Genomic DNA, 19,480 nt, shown 5'->3' with positions numbered 1-19,480 from the left:
CACAACTGCTGGTAAATAGACTATAATTCACGGCTCACAGAATTTAAGAAATCATGTTATGTTTGAAATTAACCCAATAAAAAATAAAATTACCGATCTCGCCGAGCGTACTAACGTCCTTCGGGGGTATCTTTGACTTTGCCACCAAAGTCGAACGTTTAGAAGAAGTCAATGCCGAATTGGAACAGCCTGAAGTCTGGAATGAACCTGAAAAAGCCCAAGCCTTAGGCAAAGAACGATCTGCCCTTGAATTAGTGGTCAATACCATTAAAAAACTCGATCAAGGCTTAGAAGACGTGGACGGTTTGCTTGAATTAGCGATTGAGGGCGAAGATGAACAAACCTTTAATGAAGCCGTTGCAGAACTTGATGAATTAGAACAACAGTTAGCTAAACTTGAATTTCAACGTATGTTCAGCGGTCAACATGATGCTTGTGATTGCTATGTAGATTTACAAGCAGGTTCAGGTGGAACAGAAGCACAAGACTGGACAGAAATGCTATTACGAATGTATTTACGTTGGGCGGAATCGAAAGGCTTTAAGACCGAATTAATGGAAGTGTCCGATGGTGATGTGGCAGGTCTGAAATCAGCAACCATTAAAGTATCAGGTGAATATGCCTTTGGTTGGCTTCGCACCGAAACAGGGATTCACCGTTTAGTGCGCAAAAGCCCGTTTGATAGCAATAATCGCCGTCATACCTCTTTTGCAGCTGCCTTTATCTACCCTGAAATTGATGATGATATTGATATTGACATCAATCCAGCGGATTTACGCATTGATGTGTATCGTGCCTCGGGAGCAGGTGGTCAGCACGTGAATAAAACCGAAAGTGCGGTGCGAATTACCCATATTCCAAGCGGTATTGTGGTGCAATGTCAAAACGACCGTTCGCAACACAAAAACAAAGATCAATGTATGAAACAGCTCAAAGCCAAGCTGTATGAAATGGAAATGATGAAGAAAAATGCCGATAAACAAGCCTTGGAAGAAAGCAAATCCGACATTGGCTGGGGCAGTCAGATTCGTTCCTATGTATTAGATGATAGTCGGATTAAAGATTTACGCACTGGCGTGGAAAATCGCAATACCCAAGCGGTGCTTGACGGCGATTTAGATCGTTTTATTGAAGCAAGCCTAAAGGCTGGCTTATAAATTTTAATTATTAGAAAGGTACCAATATGTCAGAACAACAAACAACAGAACTGGATTTTCATGGTGAAATGGCAGTCCGTCGTGAGAAATTAAAAGCATTACGAGCAAAAGGCAATGCGTTCCCTAACACATTCCGCCGTGATGCGTTAGCACAAGATTTACATGATAAACACGATAGTACAGATGGCGAAGCATTAAAAGCGGAAGACATTCAAGTTGCCGTGGCAGGTCGTATTATGACTCGCCGTGCAATGGGCAAAGCAACATTTATCACCTTGCAAGATATGAGCGGCAAAATTCAGCTTTATGTATCACGTGATAATTTACCCGAAGGTGTTTACAAAGAGGATGTAGGACATTGGGATTTAGGCGATATTGTCGGTGTAAAAGGGACATTATTTAAAACCAAAACCAATGAATTAACTGTTAAAGCCCATGAAGTGCAATTATTAACCAAGGCATTACGTCCATTACCCGATAAATTCCATGGTTTGAGCGATCAAGAAATCCGCTATCGTCAACGTTATTTAGATTTAATTGCGAACGAAGATTCTCGCCGCACGTTTATTATTCGTTCTAAAGTCATTTCAGGTATGCGTGAATTTTTCCTGAGTAAAGGCTTTATTGAAGTGGAAACCCCAATGTTGCAAGTGATCCCTGGCGGTGCGGCAGCACGTCCATTTGTAACCCATCACAATGCCTTAGACATTGATATGTACTTGCGTATTGCCCCTGAGTTGTATTTAAAACGCTTAGTAGTGGGCGGTTTTGAACGAGTATTCGAATTAAACCGTAACTTCCGTAATGAGGGCGTTTCCGTACGCCATAATCCTGAATTTACCATGATAGAATATTATCAAGCCTATGCGGATTACCACGATTTAATGGATAACACCGAAGAATTGCTACGCAAATTAGCCCTTGATATTCTGGGTACGACGATTGTGCCTTACGGCGAATACGAATTTGATTTCGGCAAGCCATTTGAGCGTATTACCATGCACGATGCAGTGCTTAAATACGGTGCAGATAAAGGCATTGTAAAAGACGATCTTTATGATCTCGATCGTGCTAAAGCTGTTGCCAAAAAACTGGGTATTGAAGTACAAAAATCTTGGGGCTTAGGTTCTATCGTTAATGCGATTTTTGAAGAAGTGGCAGAACATCACTTAATTCAGCCAACATTCTTAATGGCTCACCCAGCGGAAATCTCACCATTGGCACGCCGTAATGATGACAATCCTGAAGTGACCGATCGTTTTGAACTCTTTATTGGTGGTCGTGAAATTGGTAATGGCTTCTCCGAACTTAACGATGCGGAAGATCAAGCGGAACGCTTTGATGCCCAAGTTGCAGCGAAAGATGCAGGTGATGATGAAGCGATGTTTAAAGATGATGACTTCGTGGTTGCCCTTGAACACGGTTTACCACCAACAGCAGGTGAAGGCTTAGGTATTGACCGTTTGGCAATGCTATTTGCTAACGCTGCATCAATTCGTGATGTAATTCTATTCCCTGCGATGAAACAGAAATAATCTGAAAACAAGGCAAAATTTAACCGCACTTTAAAATAAATCAAAGTGCGGTTCTTTTTCGCTTATTTTAGCTTAGACAAACACACCTACGCTATAATAACTACGTTAATAACATTAATTATGCTGATTTTTGCTCTTTGAGATCTTCAGCTTGACACACTGCCGCCGTAAAAAGTACATCAGTTGATGAATTTAATGCCGTTTCGGCAGAATCTTGCAATACACCAATAATAAAGCCTACTGCAATCACTTGAGCAGCAATATCCGCAGAAATACCAAATAAGCTACAAGCTAACGGAATTAATAATAAAGAACCGCCAGCCACACCAGATGCACCACAAGCACAAATGGCAGAAACAAGGCTTAACAAAATTGCCGAAGGAATAGAAACTTGAATACCTAAGGTATTCACTGCTGCTAAGGTTAAAATGGTAATAGTAATAGCAGCACCACCCATATTAATGGTCGCCCCTAACGGAATCGATACTGAATAGGTTTCTTCATCAAGATTTAAGCGTTTCGCTAATTCCATATTCACAGGTATATTCGCAGCAGAACTACGGGTAAAGAAAGCTGTTAGACCACTTACTCGTACACATTCCCATACTAATGGATATGGGTTACGGCGAATTTTCCAATACACAATAATAGGATTCATCACGAAAGCAACGAAGAACATTGAACCTAATAATACGACAAGTAAATAAACATAGTTACCTAAAGCAGATAAGCCTTTATCACCCAAGGTTTCAGTCACTAATCCGAATACCCCAAATGGAGCCAATCCAATAACTAAATGCACAATTTTAGATACCGCTTCGGAAATATCATTAAATACATTTTTGGTACTTTCAGAGGCATGACGCAATACTAAACCTAGTGCAATCGCCCAAGCTAAAATACCAATAAAATTAGCATTTGATAAAGCCGCAATAGGATTATCGAAGATATTTAACACTACGGTAGTTAATACTTCACTAATCGATCCGGGAGGGCTTAATTCATTTGCTACAGCACGCAAAGGGATCGTTAAAGGGAACATAAAACTTGCAATAACGGCTGTTACCGCAGCTAAAAATGTCCCCAAAATATAAAGATAAATAATAGATTTCATATTGCTTTTTGAGCCTACTTGACGATTTGCAATAGCAGAAACCACTAATACAAACACAAGAATAGGTGCAACAGCACGCAATGCTTTAACAAAAATTGTTCCTAATACGCCGAATTTAGCTGCCAATTCTGGTGAAATCACGGCAAGCAAAATACCGAGAACTAAACCAATAGAAATTCGTTTTACTAAACTTCCTTGGAATAATAATGAAAATAAACGTGAACTATTCATAAGTAAATCACAAAATTATGCAAGCGTTTGCTTGCGGGTTAATCACACAGATCTTAACGATCCAATAGGGGAATTAAAGATAGCTGAAATTTAACTCAAAAGAAATAATAAAAATATGAGATTCCGCCTTTTTATAAAAATTTATATGAAAAATTAAAAAAAATCTAAATTTCCACTTGACCAACTGTTTTGAAATACAGTAACATACACCTGTTCAAAAAAACAAGTTTAAATTTTTACAGGGTAATTATTATGAATAACGCTATCAACAATGCTCACTACAACAATACAAATGCTATGATCGCCAATGATTTTTCTTACCATCCAATTCCATATTTTGAAGATCGACAAGCTATGACGAAAAATTATAGTCGAAAACTCGATCTTAATTTATATTGCATTAAACGCCCACAGCAAACTTGTTTTATTCGTGTCACTAATCCAGATATGTTGGCTTGGGGAATTGAGCAAAATGATATGTTAGTTGTAGAAAAGAATGATAGTTTATCTTTGGGGGATTTAATTGTTCTCGAAATTGAACAACAGATGGAAGTGTATGAATTTGTAAATCACAATAATGGTGAATTTATTTTCTTTCCATTGAGTTCAAAAGCTCATCATATTAAGACCCATAATTGGGGAGAATTACCCATTATTGGAACGGTAACAAATACCATTCATCAAATAAAACCGCGTAAAGATACAATAAAATTCGCAGCATAATACAACTATAATACAATAAAGCTATAGCCATTAAAGATTTTCCATATCTAGTGGCTATTGCTTTTCATATCTAGGCTCACAACAATGAGCTTATCGCAAGCTAGCAAATAGATTTTACTGTAAATATTCTCAAAGTGCGGTATAATTTTCACTATTTTTGTAACAAATCAATTAAACCATAATAATGAATACAACATACTGCCAACATCTTGCTAATGAACAAGCCACTTGCCTATTTGGCGAAAAATTAGTTAAATTAATTTACAATATCACCGATAAAAATGGATTTATTATCTATTTAAACGGTGATTTAGGGGCAGGAAAAACGACTTTAAGCCGTGGTATGATTCAAGGTTTAGGACACCAAGGCAATGTAAAAAGCCCAACCTATACTTTAGTCGAAGAATATCATTTGGCAGACCGACACATTTATCACTTTGATCTGTACCGCCTTAATGATCCTGAAGAACTGGAATTTATGGGGATTCGTGATTATTTTACCCCCCATTCTATTTGTTTAATTGAATGGGCAGAAAAAGGCGAAGGCATATTAAATTCAGCAGATTTATTGATTAATATGAGCTATGATAATAACGCTCGAAATGTTGAATTAATAGCTAACAGCTCGCTTGGATCAGAAATTATTAAACAATTACAATAAGACAATTTAGCTCAATGAAACATATTTTACTGTTAATTTTAACCGCACTTTTTTCTTCCGTATCCTTTGCTGAAGTTTGGACGATTGCTATTGACCCTGGACACGGAGGCAAAGATCCTGGAGCAATAGGACGAAATTTACATATTTACGAAAAAAATGTCACTATCTCTATTGCTCGTGAACTCAAAGCGTTACTGGATAAAGACCCTAATTTTCGTGGCGTGCTAACACGCAATGGCGATTATTATATTAGCGTGTCATCTCGTTCAGAAATTGCCCGCCGAAATAAAGCAAATTATTTAGTTTCTATTCATGCGGATTCCTCCGTCAACCCTAGCTTACGAGGTGCCTCGGTGTGGGTGCTATCCAATCGCCGTGCCAATGATGAAATGGGGCAATGGTTAGAAGATCACGAAAAACAATCCGAATTACTTGGTGGGGCAGGTAAAGTGCTATCTCACAGCAAAGAAGCCTATCTCAATCAAACGGTGCTAGATCTCCAATTTGGGCATAGTCAACGAGTTGGCTATGAATTAGGTAACACTATTTTACAAAACTTCTCTAAAATCACTCAACTTAGCCGTAGTCGCCCACAACATGCTAGTCTTGGCGTATTACGTTCCCCTGATATTCCTTCGGTTTTAGTAGAAACAGGATTTTTATCCAATACCGAAGAAGAAGCTAAACTCAGTAGCCTTTCCTATCGCAGACGTATTGCCCATATTATTTATCAAGGATTAGTAGATTATCGTCGTCGTAACGGTGGATTGGATGTAAACACAAAAGTAACTTATAAAGAAACAGGGAAAGCAAGTACACCAGATAACGTAACCAACAGCCCGAAAAACAACAAAAATGAGCTGAAAGACAGTGGTATTCGTCATAAAGTTAAATCAGGTGAAACATTAAACGGTCTAGCTCAAAAATATGAAGTGAAATCGGAAGATATTATTAAATTAAATAATCTAAAACGCAAAAAACTGTGGACTGGTGAAACCATCAAAATTCCAGATAACAATAAAAAAATGGCTAAATCAGTTGAAAATCCTAAACAGGACAATAAAGCTAATAGTGCGAAAACTAATAATGCTAAAACCAATAATGCCAAGACCAAAGATACTAAGGAAAAAAGTAAAGAAATTCCAAAATATCATACCATTGAAAAGGATCAAACTATTTATGCCGTAGGACGTTTATATGGTATTTCACCTAATAAAATATTGAAACTCAATCCTAAGTTAAAAGACGGCAAAGCATTGGTTGGACAAAAAATTCAAATTAGAGAATAGAAAAATAGGGTAACATAATGGCAATTCACATTCTACCACCACAACTGGCTAACCAAATCGCAGCGGGCGAAGTGGTTGAACGTCCTGCATCAGTGGTGAAAGAATTAGTGGAAAATAGCCTTGATGCGGGAGCAGATCGCATTCAAATTGATATTGAAAACGGCGGTGCCACCCTGATTCGGATTCGAGATAATGGTATCGGTATTGCCAAAGATGAATTAGCTCTTGCTTTAGCTCGCCACGCCACCAGTAAAATTACTTGCCTTGAAGATTTAGAAGCGATCCTTAGTCTTGGCTTTCGTGGTGAGGCACTCGCTAGTATTAGCTCAGTATCTCGTTTAACCCTTACTTCTCGAACCACTGAACAAAAGGAAGCTTGGCAAGTATATGTGCAAGGTCGAGAGCAACAAAGTACCATTACGCCTGCCTCTCACCCAGTTGGCACAACTGTTGAAGTGGCAAATTTATTTTTTAACACTCCTGCTCGCCGCAAATTCTTGCGTTCTGACAAAACCGAATTTAACCATATTGATGAAGTGATTCGTCGTATTGCTCTCGCCAAATCACAAATTACTTTTACGCTCACCCACAACGGTAAAATTGTCCGTCAATATAAAAGTGCGGTGGAAAATTCGCAAATTTTAAAACGAGTAGCTGCGATTTGTGGCGATGACTTTGTACAACAAGCCCTACAAATTAACTGGAAACACGATGATTTACATTTATCTGGTTGGGTTGCCACGCCACAGTTTACTCGTCCACAAAATGATTTAAGTTATTGTTATATTAATGGTCGAATGGTGAAAGATAAGGTCATCACTCACGCCATTCGGCAGGCTTATGCAGAATATTTAGCAACAGAGCAATACCCTGCTTTTGTGCTATTTTTGGATCTTAATCCTAATGAAGTAGATGTCAATGTTCACCCTACAAAACACGAGGTGCGTTTTCATCAGGCTCGTTTAATTCACGATTTTATTTATCAAGGGGTGAGTAATGCCTTGTTATCCGCACAACAATTAGATTTTCATTCGGATCAGAACGCTCCAGCACCACTTCAAGTTCAAGAACCACAAGCAGATTATCGCCCTACTATTAAACCGAATCGCCAAGCCGCAGGGGAAAATGTATTCGTCCATTCTACAACAGCAAGTACGGCAAGCAAAAAATCGCTTTATTCTACACCGCACTTTACACCACGTTTTGAATCAGCCACCCCAAATAAAACGGAGCAACGGTTATACGGTGAATTAATTCAAACCGATAAATATAAAACAGAAAACACCACAACCATAGCAACCGACTTGCAACTCGCCCCAACCAATGTATTGCGAGCTTTGTCGCTGGTTGAAAATAAGGCACTGTTATTACAACAAAATAACGACTTTTATCTATTACCATTGGATCATTTGCAACAACAATGTATTGAACTGGCACTGACCGCACCAAATACGGCAAAACAACCCTTATTAATTCCGCTTGTTTTTCGTTTAGATTCACAACAGCAATCACAATGGCAACAACAAAAAGCACATTTTGCCCAAATTGGTTTTGAGTTCGTAGAAAACTTGGCTCAACACCGTATTACCTTGAATAGCGTACCACAATGTTTACGTCAGCAAAATTTGCAAAAAATCGTGATGTCTTTACTTAATCTAAATGCAGAAAAAAATGATGATTTTTGCACCGCACTATTAAACTTACTGGAATTTAATGAAATCACCACCTTTGCTAGTGCGGTGAATTTATTACAAGAAGTGGAACGGTTGACAAAAAATCCTAATCCATTGTCATCACTATTAATTAAACTGGATTTCTCCTCCTATTTGCATTAAGGAAAAATGTAGCAATGTCAAATAAACCAACCGCCATTTTTCTGATGGGTCCCACCGCATCAGGTAAAACTAATTTAGCCATTCGCTTATATCAAACCTTGCCTGTGGAAATTATTAGTGTGGATAGTGCCTTGATTTATAAGGGAATGGATATTGGCACGGCGAAACCCAGTGCTGAAGAATTAGCCCAAGCTCCACACCGTTTAATTGATATTCTCGATCCTGCAGAAAGCTATTCTGCCATGAATTTCCGTATTGATGCGTTACGAGAAATGGCTGAAATTACTGCTAAAGGCAAAATTCCCTTACTGGTAGGTGGTACAATGTTGTATTACAAAGCCCTACTGGAAGGGCTTTCCCCCTTACCCAATGCAGATGAAAGCGTGCGTACAGACATTGAACGCAAAGCGGAAAAAATGGGTTGGGCAACTTTACATCAAGAATTAGCTCAAATCGATCCTGTATCAGCAAACAGGATTAATCCAAATGATAGCCAACGCATTAGCCGTGCATTGGAAGTATTTTATCTCACGGGAAAAACCCTCACCGAACTTACTGAACAAAAAGGTGATACACTCCCCTATCATATTTTGCAATTTGCTATTGCCCCCGAAAATCGACAAGTGTTACATCAACATATTGAGCAGCGTTTTCACAAAATGATTGACCAAGGCTTTCAAGCCGAAGTAGAGAAATTATATGCTCGCCCAGATTTACATATTAATTTGCCGTCTATTCGTTGTGTGGGTTATCGTCAAATGTGGGAACATTTGCGTGGTGATTATAATTTAGATGAAGCTATTTATCGGGGTATTTGTGCCACAAGACAACTTGCTAAACGACAAATTACATGGTTACGTGGTTGGAAAACGCCAATTCAGTGGCTAGATAGCCTACAAAATGAACAAAATCTTAAAAAGGTGCAACAAGCCTTTGATCTTGCTATGCAAACTTGATATAGTGAAATAGTTAGTCAGAACGTGCTAACATACAACAATAATAAGAAGGAAAATAAAATGGCAAAAGGGCAATCATTACAAGATCCTTACTTGAACGCACTCCGTCGTGAGCGTATTCCAGTATCAATTTATTTAGTCAATGGTATCAAATTACAAGGACAAATTGAGTCTTTCGACCAATTTGTGATTTTGTTAAAAAATACAGTTAATCAAATGGTTTACAAACACGCTATTTCAACGGTTGTGCCAGCTCGTTCAGTGTCGCATCATAATAATCCTCAGCAGACACAACACCAGCCAACGACACAACCTACGGATACAGTTGATCCTGTCGTTGCCTAATTACGGCATAGAAATGGCATAATATTGACATCTATTCATATTACAGAAATTAAAAATGTGGTAGAAAATCCAACAATTTCTACCGCATTTTCTGATTTCGTTTATTCTCAAACAAACACTACTCCAGATCGTGCTATCATTGTCCACGTCTTTTTTTCGCAACATAAAAATCTTGACGATCTCAATGAATTTCAACTACTGGCTAAATCTGCTCAAGTGGATATTGCCCAACTAATTACTACCGCTCGCTCTACACCACAAGCTAAATATTTTGTAGGTCAAGGCAAAGCGGAAGAAATTGCACAAGCTGTGGAATTACACAATGCCGATGTGATTTTAGTCAACCATCAGCTCACACCCGCACAAACTCGAAATTTAGAAAGCCTATGCCATTGTCGTGTAGTGGATCGAACGGGGCTAATTTTAGATATTTTTGCTCAACGAGCCAGATCACATGAGGGCAAATTGCAAGTCGAACTGGCTCAACTGAAACATCTTGCTACTCGCCTAGTCCGCCGTAAAACAGGTCTAGACCAACAAAAAGGGGCGGTTGGCTTGCGAGGACCAGGGGAAACTCAATTAGAAACTGATCGCCGTTTAATCAAAGTGCGAATTGCTCAATTACAAAATCGCCTAGAAAAAGTGGCAAAACAGCGTAATCAAAATCGCCAAACTCGCCAAAAAGCTGATATTCCCACGATTTCTTTGGTAGGCTATACCAATGCGGGAAAATCGACACTATTTAATCAAATCACCCAAGCGGATGTATATGTTGCCGATCAACTCTTTGCCACCCTTGATCCGACTTTACGTCGATTGTCTATTCAAGATGTTGGTACCACTATTTTAGCGGATACAGTCGGCTTTGTGCGTGATTTACCTCACGATTTAGTTTCTGCCTTTAAATCCACTTTACAAGAAACCACCGATGCCAGCTTATTACTACATGTTGTGGACAGTGCCGACACTCGCAAATTGGAAAATATTCAAGCGGTCAATGATGTTTTACAAGAGATCAAGGCTGATAATGTACCAACCTTATTGGTTTATAATAAAATTGATCAGCTAGAAAATGTGCCAGCACATATTGAATATAATGAAGAAAACCAACCTGTTGCAGTTTATCTTTCAGCACAATCTGGCATCGGTATTGATTTATTACTAGACGCTATTCGCCAACGCTTAAAAAATACTATCTTATCACTCAATATCACACTATCCTCCCAACAAGGCAAAATCCGCCATGCCTTTTATCAACTGAATTGTGTTCGACACGAACAAATAAATGACATCGGGGAATATCAACTTCAAATTGAAATTGATCAAATAGAATGGTTGAAATTGGTAAAGAAGTTTGCAGACTTAAAAACTTTCAACTGTTAATTAGACGGCATGACTTATTTTCCGATCCCATAGGTTTTCAACTTATTTGCAATCGCTGTATGTGATAGCCCCAATCTGGTAGCAAGTTTTCGGGTACTCGGATATTTTTTGTAAAATTCACTTAACACCTGATGTTCGAAATTTGCCATAATTTGATCGAGCGTTTGATGGCTAAATTGATCCAGTGAAAAGGTTCTAATCTCAACTGGCTGGGTAGGTTTGTCGGGTAAATTTAATCCTTGTATATTCAGTTGATGATTTTCGGCAAGTGAACAGGCACGATACAGGGCGTTATATAATTCTCGTACATTGCCTGACCAATTATAGTGCTGTAAATAAGTAATAAAATCAGGCGTAAACTTCGGTGCAGAAATATTGAGATTTTGGCTGATTTGCTGGATAAATAATTGGGTGAGCGGTTTAATGTCCTGTTGGCGTTCTCGTAATGGCGGAACATCAAGGGTGAGTACGTTTAAACGATGAAATAAATCGCTCCGCACTTTGCCTTGTTGCACCGCATATTGCAAGGATTGTAGAGCGGTACAAATCACTCGCACATCCGCATAATGCTCTTGTTCTTCGCCCACTCGGCGGAATGTGCCATCGGTGAGAAAACGCAATAATTTGGCTTGTAAGGGTAAAGATAATTCAGCCACACTGTCTAATAATACTGTGCCACCGTCTGCATATTCAAAAAAACCAATACTGGTTTTATCCCCTTTAGCTTGCCCGAACATTTCACTTTCCGCATCTTCGCTCGGCAAACCAGCACAATTTACCGCAATAAATTTATTCGCTTTACGCTTACTAGCTTGATGGCAGGCTTTAGCGATTAAATCTTTCCCTGTTCCCGTTTCACCTTGAATTAACAAAGGAGCATTAAGCAAAGCAAATTTTTGGGCTTTAGCCACTAAAGCCTGCATTTTGTCGCTATGAGCCACAATATCAGCAAAGGTTGGCATAAAGTGCGGTGTATTTTCGGTCATTTTTGCTTTCTCTTAACAAATTTCGATGGCTAAAATGTAAAACAAAAAGGCGAAATCGTCAATTAATCTTTACAATCTTTCCTGTTGTTTGATTTTGCTGGAGGTCAAGATAGTCGATTTTAAATGGCTTAATATTTCTCTATGAATGTGGCTTAAGCGTAGTTTTTCCTGTTTTTGGAATGCCAACGGTCGGCAAAATTCCATCGTTTTAATGCCTAAACGAGCGGTTAATAAACCTGCCCCAATACCTTGTCCAACCCGTGCCGATAATTTTGCCATCATATCCTGTGAAAGCCAGTCCATCCCAACTTCTTGAATGAGTTCCGTTGCCCCTGTCAATGCCATATTCATCAACACTAATTTCATTAAACGTAAACGGCTAAAATAACCAAGTTCAATGCCATATAAACGAGCAATTTGATTAATCAAGCGAATATTCCGCCACGCCATAAAAAAGGTATCCACTACGGCTAACGGACTCACCGCAATCACCACAGCACTTTCTATGGCATTTTTAGTAATCAGTTGTTTCGCTTTTTTATCAAAGGGTTGCATTACAGTTTGACTAAATAAAAAGCCCACTTCTTGAGCATTATGGCTTTCTGAAATTTGTTTTTGCCATTGAATAATAGTAGGCTGTTGTGGATCAAGTTGCATTGATTCAGCGACTTTTAAACAAAATGCCTGACATTCTTCATTAGAAAAATCTTCACTAAATTGCACCGCACTTTTTGCATTTTGCCGCTGTAAATTAGCACTTTGTTGCTGCATTAACAAATGTTGACGTAAATTCCGCAGGCGTAAAAACTCTTTAGCAATAGCAGCTAAACCAAGTCCCACCACAAAAAAGCTGACTAACGCAAATACAAAATAAATCCATTGATGTTGTTGCCAAGTGTCCACTATCCATTGAATAGATTGTGCCACCGTAGCAATCAGCAATAAGCCAAACACTGCCATTAAAACTCGAAGCCACCAGTTGGGTTTTGCTCCAATCGCTTGTTCAAATTTGTCATCCAGTAATTCTCCCTCTAAAGGGTCATTATCTATTTCAATATTCCCATCAGTTTGACTAAATTCTTGTTTTGATTGGAAAGTTTGTACGGATTCTGGAGATTGAATATCGTCAAAAATGATTTTATCGTTCATTATGTATTTCCTAATCTAATTTATCACCAAGTAAAAACTGCAACACCGTATCCATGCGTAAGTGCGGTATGTTTTCACCTTGTTCTAAAGGTTGCGGTTCAAACTGGTCAAATTCAAATTTATTGGTTTGCCAAAATTCTTCATTTGGCACTTTCATCGGCACAGAACCAGGAAAAACCGTAACCTGTTGCAAATCACTAGAACGTATTCCTTGAATAGCTTTGAATTTCTGCCCGTTCTGCGTCACACTCACCTGTTTGGTAGCTCGAATAGAGGCAATCGCACTGTATTCTGTTTCAATCCCTTCAAATTCCACATAACTACCGCCTTTTTGCACTAAATGTCGCATTAAACTCATTAAATTTGGAAGTTGATCGCTGGTAATATGATCTGCTTTAGTAGCAATAAACATTAGTTTATCAATGCGTGGTGAAAATAATCGGCTTAACAAATGGCGTTTACCATAATGGAAATTTTTGAACAGTTGGGTTAAGCCCTCTTGCATATCATCAAAGGCTTGACGGCTATGATTTAATGGCGTTAAGCAATCAGCTAAAATTACTTGACGATCAAAATTCGCAAAATAATCCTGATAGAATTTTTTCACAATTTTATTGCGATAATACTCATAACGCTTTTCTAGTACCGCAAAATAACTGTTTGAACTCGCATTATTTTTCAACTGTTTCCATTGTTCATTAGTAAGCTGTAATAATGGAAAAAACTGTAATGCTGGTGCTCCCTCCAATTCTGCGGGTAACACAAATCGTCCTGGTTGAATAAAATGTAAACCTTGTGCTTTACAGGCTTGTAAATAATCGGTGTAATCCTGTGCTAATTCAGCTAAAACATCTTCATTTGCCACCGCAGTTAAATCTAATTTTTTAGCCTTATCTAACCAAATTTGAGCTAAATGCTGTTTTTTCTGATTAAATAATTGTGCCAATTCTAGCGACCATTGTTGATAATTTAATCCTAATAAAGGTAAATCAAGCAACCATTCACCAGGATAATCAAAAATATCAATATAAAGCGTACCCGTTTCTTTTAAATAGCTCATTAAGCCACTTTGACGTTGATAACGAATAGCTAACCGAGTTTCACTCACACCCCGTGTAGATTGTGGAAAGTGCGGTGGTTTTTGCATTAATTCTGCTAAATTACGCTCATATTCAAAACGTGGCACACTTAAATCCTGTTGAGCAATACGTTTCACCCCTAAAATTCGATGATGACGAGCTGCATCAAATAATGGCAGATGAGCATTATCTACTCGGTTAATATGTAACAACTGATTGATAAAGCTAGTGATGAAAGCAGTTTTACCACTTTGACTTAACCCTGTAACGGCGATACGCAAACTGCGATCTAAACCGCGGTCAATAAATTGATTGATTTCTTTTTGTAAGGTATTGAACATTTTATTTTTAATCTCGGCATAAATCCTATAAAATTAAACTAATTTATCACGAATAACTTAATTTATGCTTAATATATTTCGTTTCCATATCGTTCATTTTCTAATGTTGCTTTGGCTGTTTGGTACAACGCAAATAGCGTTCTCAGCCCCCAAAATCCCTGAAATTATATCAGAAAATGGATTAATTTACTGTACTAATGCCAGTGGATTTTCCTTTAATCCACAAACCGCAGATGCTGGCACCAACATGAATGTGGTAACAGAACAAATCTATAATAAATTGTTTGAACCCCATAATAATAGTGCCAAAGTCGAACCGTCCCTAGCACAATCCTATACGATTTCAACGGACGGCAAATTTATTACCATTCATTTGCGTAAAGGCGTGCAATTTCATCATACCCCATGGTTCACACCTACACGTAATCTGAATGCAGATGATGTGGTATTTTCATTAAATCGTGTACTTGGGCATAATACCGCATTACCTGAATTTGCCACAAATGATAATGAAAAAGTAAAACGTCAGTATCAGATTTTCCACGAATTAGCCAAAAAATCTCGTTTCCCCTATTTTGAGAGCGTAAAATTAAGCCAGAAGATTAAGCAAGTAGAAAGCGTTGATCCTTACACTGTAAAAATCGAATTATTTGCTCCTGATGCTTCCGTGTTATCGCATTTAGCCAGCCAATATGCAGTGATTTTATCACAAGAATACGCCTTACAACTTAATGCAGATGATAACCTTAGCCAACTAGATGAACTACCTGTAGGCACTGGAGCTTATCAAGTTAAAGATTATTTCCGTAGTCAATATATTCGCTTACAACGTAATTCGCATTACTGGAGCAAAAAACCGTCTATTCCGCATATTGTGATCGATCTTTCCACTGATAGAATGGGACGTTTAGCAAAATTTTTCAATAATGAATGTCAAATTGCCAGTTTTCCAGAACCCAGCCAATTAGGTTTATTAAAAAATAACGATGAACATTTTCAAATGACCATGACTGACGGAATGAATTTATCTTACCTTGCCTTTAATTTCTTACGTCCAACCATGCAAGATGTTGAAACTCGCCGAGCCATTGCTCAAGCCATCAACCGTGAACGGATTATTAAACATATCTATTATGATACAGCCACTATTGCTAATCGGATTATCCCTCCCGTATCTTGGGCATCCAGTAATAGTCTGCATGGTTTTAAATATAACTATGATCCCGAGCAAGCGAAGACCGTACTGCAAGATAAAAATCTCAAACTTGAGATGTGGGTTGTCGATCAAGAACAGGTGTATAATCCATCACCAATAAAAATGGCGGAAATGATTAAATCAGATTTAGCCAAAGTCGGCGTGAAAGTAAAAGTGCGGTCCGTTTCACGTAACTTTTTGATGAAAAATCTGAATAACAAAACCGAAGATTACGATTTGATTTTAAGTGGCTGGCTTACCAGTAGCTTAGATCCAGATAGCTTTTTACGCCCAATTTTAAGTTGTAATACCACCAATGAAATTACTAACTTATCTAACTGGTGTTCACCTAAATTTGATAATCTGTTAGATTTAGCCTTGATCAGCAATAATACCGAATTACGTGCTGCTGATTACTATTCAGCACAACAAGAAATATTAACGGAATTACCCATTTTCCCAATTTCAAATGTGAAACGCTTATTAATCTCTAATGCTAAAATACGAGGAATTGAAGTTACGCCTTTTGGTAATATCTACTTTGAAAAATTATCCATAAGGGGACATAAATAATGATTTACGCTTTCTGTCGCCGTATTTTTCTGATTTTTATTAATTTATTTTTATTGTCAGTGGTAAGTTATAGCATTTTTATGCGTGACCCCTCAAATAGTTCATTTTCTGAACCGCACTTTTTTTCAGGCTATTTCAGTTATATAGGAAACTTGCTAAAAGGCGATTTAGGGATTACTTATAACGGTGGGGATTCACTCAATTCTGTTATTTTCAGCGTTTTTCCACCGACTTTAGAGCTTTGTTTCTTCGCTATTTTCCTTGCTTTCTTATTTGGTGTACCCGTTGGCATTAGTGGTGCATTTAATAAAAAGCATATTTGTGGCAAAACCATCAACGCTTTATCTTCTTTCGGTGTATCAGTGCCAGTATTTTGGATCGCACCAATTTTGCTCTATTTTACTGCGGTTTATCGTTGGGAAATCTCTGCGGTAGGACAATATAATGTGTTATACGAAATTCCATCTATTACTGGCTTTGCTGCTATTGATGTGTGGTTTATGGATGTACCTTATCGCATTAAAGTGATTCAAAATGTGTTCCAACATTTAGCCTTACCGACTTTAGTATTAGCTATTTCACCCACTATGGAAATCACCAAATTAGTGCAACAACGTACCGAATGGATTTTATCCCAAAATTATGTAAAATTTTCTATGACCAAAGGATGGTCAAATTTCACTATTTTACGCCGTTATGTATTTCGTAATACACTACCAGTATTAATTCCAGAAATACCCCGCTTAATCACCTTCACACTGGCATTATCAATGTTAATCGAAACCACATTCGCTTGGCCTGGTATCGGGCGTTGGTTAATTCTAGCCATGAATCAACAAGACTATAATAGCATTGCTGTGGGTGTGATTATTATCGGCTTATTTATCATTACCGTGAATATTCTGGCTGATTTTGGTTTATTTTTACTCGACCCTTTCGGCAAAAAAGGATGGTTAAATAATGCTAGATAAAGAACCCTATGAATTTCGTGAAAACGATACATTAAACCAAATTTGGTTACTGTTCCGCAAAAATCGTGTTGCCTTATTTAGTTTCTATGCCACAGTTGCCTTATTGCTCATTGCCATTTTTGCCCCTTGGTTAGCACCATATAGCAGCGATATGCAATTTTTAGGCGAAGAATTAACCCCTCCATCTTGGAATAGTGCAGGGAAAGTGATCTATTTCTTCGGTACAGACGATCTTGGACGAGATTTATTTAGCCGTTTGCTCAATGGTGTCACCTATACCTTTGGTGCCAGTGTCATTGTAGTATTTTTTGCCTCACTGTTAGGCGGAATTTTAGGAATTATGGCGGGAATGTCAAAAGGATTAAAATCTCGTATGTTAGGGCATTTTTTAGATGCGTTTTTGTCAATTCCAATTTTATTGATTAGTATTGTCATTGCAACCTTAATGGAACCCAGTTTGCCAAACGCCATGCTTGCCATTTTTTTGGCTTTATTACCGCACTTTATCCATGAAATTTATCAAGCAATACGTCAAGAATTGAAAAAAGAATATGTATTGGCGTTACGTTTAGAGGGAGTATCGAATTTGGAGTTACTCAAAGAAACCATTTTACCCAATATCTGCGTACGTTATATTCAAGAAATTATTCGTTCCTTTTCCGTCACATTAATGGAAATTAGTGCATTAAGTTTTATCGCCTTAGGGGCTCAACGTCCGACACCAGAATGGGGAGCGATGATTCGAGATAGTTTAGAATTAGTGTATCTCGCCCCTTGGACTGTCATTTTACCTGGCATTGCCATAATTCTTTCCTTACTGGTGGTCGTGGTGTTTGGTAACGGCTTATGCAAAACTATTAACAAATATTATGAATAGGGACAAACAATGGCATTATTAGATATTCGTAATCTTTGTATTGAAATTCCAACCTCACAAGGGCGAATTAAGCTGGTAGATAACGTCAATTTAACCCTTAATGATGGGGAAATTTGCGGTTTAGTGGGAGAAACGGGATCAGGCAAAAGCCTAATTGCAAAAGTCATTTGCAATGCAATTAAAGATGACTGGATTATTACGGCTGACCGTTTTCGTTTTGATGATGTGGAATTACTCAAACTACGTCCTTACCAACGGCGTAAACTGGTAGGCAAAGCGATCTCCATGATTTATCAACAACCGCTCACTTATCTTGATCCGAGTCGTAAAATAGGCAAACAAATTATTCAAAATATTCCATCTTGGACATTTAAAGGACGTTGGTGGAAATGGTTTGGCTGGAAAAAACGCCGTGCCGTTGAATTGCTACATCGTGTTGGAATCAAAGAACATAAAGACATTATGAACAGCTACCCAAAAGAGATCACCGAAGGGGAAGGACAAAAAGTGATGATCGCTATTGCGGTAGCGAATCAACCTCGCTTATTAATCGCTGATGAACCGACTAATTCACTGGAACCTACCACCCAGTTGCAAATCTTTCGTTTGCTGTCGAGTATGAATAAAAATAATGGTATGACGATTTTATTAGCCAGCAATGATATTGCGGAAATTAGCGAATGGTGTGATAGTTTCACTATGTTATATTGTGGGCAAAATACCGAAATGGGACCAAAAGAAAGCGTATTGGAAAACCCGTTTCACCCTTATACTGCCTCATTATTGCACGCTACCCCAGATTTTAGTCAGCCATTGCCGTTAAAAAGCCGTTTGAGTACTTTACGTGGCAGTGTGCCATTATTAGAACACATGCCGATGGGCTGTCGCTTAGGACCACGTTGTCCATTTGCACAAAAAGATTGTGTCAATAAACCGCCATTACGCCGAATTAGACAACATGAATTTGCTTGCCACCATCCGCTTAATTTACGTGAAAACGGTGCTATCAAAGAAACCGCCAGTCCGTTAGTATTAAATGTGGATATTTCAACGCAACATAATGATGAATAAAATAAAACG

17 protein-coding genes are annotated in these 19,480 nt (G+C 38.2%); 13 read left to right on the top strand and 4 right to left on the bottom strand.

Annotation, left to right across the window (positions count from 1 at the left end):
• Window positions 1-58 precede the first annotated feature (58 nt).
• Both prfB and lysS read left to right on the top strand, forming a co-directional pair.
• A protein-coding gene (prfB, locus tag O1Q80_RS05865; RefSeq protein WP_386693651.1) for a peptide chain release factor 2 occupies window positions 59-1,157 on the top strand; the annotation gives its coding sequence in 2 pieces (ribosomal slippage) (window positions 59-133 and window positions 135-1,157; 1,098 coding nt in all).
• Window positions 1,158-1,183: 26 nt separating this feature from the next.
• On the top strand, window positions 1,184-2,692 hold the full coding sequence (gene lysS / locus O1Q80_RS05860; RefSeq protein ID WP_386693648.1) for a lysine--tRNA ligase: 1,509 nt from the start codon (window positions 1,184-1,186) through the stop codon (window positions 2,690-2,692).
• 118 nt (window positions 2,693-2,810) lie between these two features.
• Here the strand turns inward: lysS and sstT are convergent, their stop codons facing one another.
• Complete coding sequence (gene sstT, locus O1Q80_RS05855) at window positions 2,811-4,037, bottom strand: serine/threonine transporter SstT (protein WP_386685751.1); 1,227 nt, start codon at window positions 4,035-4,037, stop codon at window positions 2,811-2,813.
• A gap of 252 nt (window positions 4,038-4,289) precedes the next feature.
• Here sstT and O1Q80_RS05850 point away from each other — a divergent pair, with 252 nt between their 5' ends.
• The 7 genes from O1Q80_RS05850 to hflX all read left to right on the top strand — a co-directional run bounded on the left by O1Q80_RS05850 (window position 4,290) and on the right by hflX (window position 11,229).
• On the top strand, window positions 4,290-4,760 hold the full coding sequence (locus O1Q80_RS05850) for a LexA family protein (protein ID WP_386685750.1): 471 nt from the start codon (window positions 4,290-4,292) through the stop codon (window positions 4,758-4,760).
• Window positions 4,761-4,944: 184 nt separating this feature from the next.
• Window positions 4,945-5,421, top strand: coding sequence for a tRNA (adenosine(37)-N6)-threonylcarbamoyltransferase complex ATPase subunit type 1 TsaE (tsaE, locus tag O1Q80_RS05845; RefSeq protein WP_386693646.1), 477 nt, complete (start codon window positions 4,945-4,947; stop codon window positions 5,419-5,421).
• 14 nt (window positions 5,422-5,435) lie between these two features.
• Window positions 5,436-6,710, top strand: coding sequence for an N-acetylmuramoyl-L-alanine amidase (locus tag O1Q80_RS05840; RefSeq protein ID WP_386693643.1), 1,275 nt, complete (start codon window positions 5,436-5,438; stop codon window positions 6,708-6,710).
• 17 nt (window positions 6,711-6,727) lie between these two features.
• A complete protein-coding gene (gene mutL, locus O1Q80_RS05835) occupies window positions 6,728-8,545 on the top strand; it encodes a DNA mismatch repair endonuclease MutL (protein ID WP_386693642.1) in 1,818 nt (605 codons plus the stop codon).
• Window positions 8,546-8,559: 14 nt separating this feature from the next.
• On the top strand, window positions 8,560-9,501 hold the full coding sequence (gene miaA / locus O1Q80_RS05830; RefSeq protein WP_386693640.1) for a tRNA (adenosine(37)-N6)-dimethylallyltransferase MiaA: 942 nt from the start codon (window positions 8,560-8,562) through the stop codon (window positions 9,499-9,501).
• A gap of 60 nt (window positions 9,502-9,561) precedes the next feature.
• A complete protein-coding gene (gene hfq / locus O1Q80_RS05825; RefSeq protein WP_386685739.1) occupies window positions 9,562-9,846 on the top strand; it encodes an RNA chaperone Hfq in 285 nt (94 codons plus the stop codon).
• An 18-nt stretch (window positions 9,847-9,864) separates the two neighbouring features.
• Entirely contained in the window at window positions 9,865-11,229 is a 1,365-nt protein-coding gene (gene hflX, locus O1Q80_RS05820; protein WP_386696155.1) for a ribosome rescue GTPase HflX, read from the top strand.
• A gap of 14 nt (window positions 11,230-11,243) precedes the next feature.
• Here hflX and O1Q80_RS05815 read toward each other — a convergent pair whose 3' ends face one another.
• The 3 genes from O1Q80_RS05815 to O1Q80_RS05805 all read right to left on the bottom strand — a co-directional run bounded on the left by O1Q80_RS05815 (window position 11,244) and on the right by O1Q80_RS05805 (window position 14,784).
• Entirely contained in the window at window positions 11,244-12,215 is a 972-nt protein-coding gene (locus O1Q80_RS05815) for a sigma 54-interacting transcriptional regulator (RefSeq protein WP_386693637.1), read from the bottom strand.
• A 69-nt stretch (window positions 12,216-12,284) separates the two neighbouring features.
• Window positions 12,285-13,364 carry a YcjF family protein gene (locus O1Q80_RS05810; RefSeq protein ID WP_386693634.1) on the bottom strand — a complete coding sequence of 360 codons (1,080 nt, stop codon included), beginning with the start codon at window positions 13,362-13,364 and terminating at the stop codon, window positions 12,285-12,287.
• A 10-nt stretch (window positions 13,365-13,374) separates the two neighbouring features.
• Window positions 13,375-14,784, bottom strand: coding sequence for a YcjX family protein (locus O1Q80_RS05805; RefSeq protein ID WP_386693632.1), 1,410 nt, complete (start codon window positions 14,782-14,784; stop codon window positions 13,375-13,377).
• A 103-nt stretch (window positions 14,785-14,887) separates the two neighbouring features.
• Between O1Q80_RS05805 and O1Q80_RS05800 the strand changes: the two genes are divergently transcribed.
• From O1Q80_RS05800 to O1Q80_RS05785, 4 genes are read left to right on the top strand one after another with little or no spacing between them, the layout of a single operon-like run.
• Complete coding sequence (locus O1Q80_RS05800; protein WP_386696153.1) at window positions 14,888-16,552, top strand: ABC transporter substrate-binding protein; 1,665 nt, start codon at window positions 14,888-14,890, stop codon at window positions 16,550-16,552.
• Window positions 16,552-17,523 (top strand): ABC transporter permease, encoded by a 972-nt coding sequence (locus tag O1Q80_RS05795; RefSeq protein ID WP_386693630.1) that lies wholly within the window; start codon window positions 16,552-16,554, stop codon window positions 17,521-17,523. The genes O1Q80_RS05800 and O1Q80_RS05795 overlap by 1 nt, the downstream gene beginning before the upstream one ends.
• Window positions 17,513-18,400 carry an ABC transporter permease subunit gene (locus O1Q80_RS05790; RefSeq protein ID WP_386685729.1) on the top strand — a complete coding sequence of 296 codons (888 nt, stop codon included), beginning with the start codon at window positions 17,513-17,515 and terminating at the stop codon, window positions 18,398-18,400. Before O1Q80_RS05795 ends, O1Q80_RS05790 begins: the two co-directional genes overlap by 11 nt.
• A gap of 9 nt (window positions 18,401-18,409) precedes the next feature.
• Window positions 18,410-19,471 carry an oligopeptide/dipeptide ABC transporter ATP-binding protein gene (locus tag O1Q80_RS05785; protein WP_386685727.1) on the top strand — a complete coding sequence of 354 codons (1,062 nt, stop codon included), beginning with the start codon at window positions 18,410-18,412 and terminating at the stop codon, window positions 19,469-19,471.
• Window positions 19,472-19,480: the final 9 nt, after the last annotated feature.

Source organism: Lonepinella sp. MS14435 (genome assembly GCF_042485795.1).
Lineage (GTDB): Bacteria > Pseudomonadota > Gammaproteobacteria > Enterobacterales > Pasteurellaceae > Lonepinella.
This window is presented reverse-complemented; position numbering and strand designations above follow the sequence as displayed.